The sequence below is a fragment of the Dyadobacter flavalbus genome (assembly GCF_006149045.1).
Taxonomy (GTDB): domain Bacteria; phylum Bacteroidota; class Bacteroidia; order Cytophagales; family Spirosomataceae; genus Dyadobacter; species Dyadobacter flavalbus.
On sequence record NZ_VBSN01000003.1, the window covers coordinates 1 to 1,278 of the forward strand.

Annotated in this window: 2 protein-coding genes; both read left to right on the forward strand. The window is 38.7% G+C overall.

Annotation, left to right across the window (positions count from 1 at the left end):
- Positions 1-21 precede the first annotated feature (21 nt).
- Positions 22-414, forward strand: coding sequence for an IS66 family insertion sequence element accessory protein TnpA (tnpA, locus tag FEM33_RS00015; protein WP_229214002.1), 393 nt, complete (start codon positions 22-24; stop codon positions 412-414).
- A 32-nt stretch (positions 415-446) separates the two neighbouring features.
- Positions 447-1,250, forward strand: a complete 804-nt coding sequence (locus tag FEM33_RS00020; RefSeq protein WP_229214003.1) for an IS3 family transposase — start codon at positions 447-449, stop codon at positions 1,248-1,250.
- Positions 1,251-1,278: the final 28 nt, after the last annotated feature.

Below are 1,278 nucleotides of genomic sequence, written 5' to 3' on the forward strand. Positions count from 1 at the left end.
TGTTCCTAACCGCTTTAATCTTTGGACTGGTTTGTAGCCCAAACTAGAACAAAAATGATAGACAATTTAATTAAGAATGCCCGCTTAACATCAAGTGGAAGAAAATTACTTACGAGCCAAGAAAAAGCATATCTAGTGGAAGAATGGCAATCTTCTAGTTTATCTTGCCCTGAATTTTGTCGTAGACATGGATTGATCGCCAGCCAACTTTACAAATGGCGTAAAGATGCTAAAACAGGTGCAGTAATGGGTATCAAAAACGAAGGTGAATTGCATTCGAAAACCGAATTGGAAATACTTAGAAAAGAGAATGACGAACTCAAGAAAGCATTAGGAGAAGCTACCTTGGACATTAAAATTCTAAAAAAAAAGGTAGAAATGGATCAACAACGAAACAGGAAGTTGTCGAATTAGCCAAGGACTTTTCTGTCAGTATTAACAGGGTTATTGCGGCATTAGGAGTAGCCAGGTCAAGTGTTTATTATAAAGCCCGTCCGTATCCTGAAAGAAAACGAACTGTGAGGAAACTGCTGGCCGAGCAAATAAAAAAGAACATTGAAGAAATTACGTCTAAAAAAGCAACGTATGGTACACCTAGGGTGAGGGCTATTTTAAAGCGAGATTACGGGATAAACTTATCTAAATACATGGTTCACAGGCATATGAAGGAAGAGGGGTTGTTGATAAAACGTTTTCGAAGCAGGGGAAGCAACAGAGCTCATACCGGAAAAATTTCAGTTGAGCAGCCTAATATTAGATGGGCTAGTGACATCACTTCAATTAAATGCTGGAACGGTCAAAAGCTCAGAGTAGCATTCGTGATGGATTGTTGCGATCGATCAATCATTAGCTGGAAAGCCGGTCTGACAATGCAGGCATGTGATATTGAATTATTGGTTCAGGAAGCAATTTTCCAGCGCTTTGCCGATGAATTGCCCCCGAAGCATCAGTTGCAATTCTTGCACGACAATGGCCCGGAATACATTGAGAAAAATTTACAAAAAAGGCTAAAAGAGTGGAATATAAATGATTGTCATACACCTACTTATTCGCCTCAGTCAAATGGAATGTGTGAGGCATTGAATGGTACTTTTAAAAGAGATTATGTCTTTGAAAGTTGTCTGGATGACCCAAAAAAGGTTCTCAGTCAAATTCAAGATTGGGTAGATGACTACAATAATTTCGCTCCCCATTCAGCTCTAAAAATGAAGACACCAAAAGAATATTTTATCTTTAAAATCGCTGCTTAACTAGTCCAGGTTTTAAGCGGAAAGAGCA